The sequence below is a fragment of the Streptomyces sp. 8L genome, from assembly GCF_020176795.1.
GTDB lineage: Bacteria > Actinomycetota > Actinomycetes > Streptomycetales > Streptomycetaceae > Streptomyces.
On record NZ_JAIUKE010000634.1, the window covers coordinates 1 to 367 of the forward strand.

The 367-nt window shown below is 76.6% G+C and carries 1 pseudogene; it reads left to right on the plus strand.

Features of this window, described 5'->3' with window-relative positions:
• Positions 1-103 precede the first annotated feature (103 nt).
• Positions 104-241: pseudogene (locus LCE31_RS36085) on the plus strand (transposase); the annotation flags it as partial.
• Between the last annotated feature and the right edge of the window lie 126 nt (positions 242-367).

Sequence of the window (367 nt, forward strand, 5' to 3'; positions counted from 1 at the left end):
CTCCGGCGCGGCCGGCCCGGCGGCGGCGTGCTGCTCGGGGGCCCGCGCGCCCCCGGGGCCCCCCCCGGGGCCCCGCCCCCGCCCCCCCCCCTCCCCGTCCTCGATGCGCCGATACCGCTACCCCTCCGACATGACGGACGCCGAATGGGCCCTCCTGGAGCCCTTGTTGCCGCTGCCGGCCTGCGAGACCGGCCGGGGCCGGCCGGAGAAATGGCCCCGCCGCGACATCGTCGACGGCATCCGCGTAGCCCGAGCGCGAGACCTGAAGCACCCGGCATATCCGCTGCACGGCCCGGTTGTCGGAGATGAAGCCCCACCGGAGGGTCATGCCCTCATCTCCTTCGCGAAATACTGGGCCGCCCGGCGC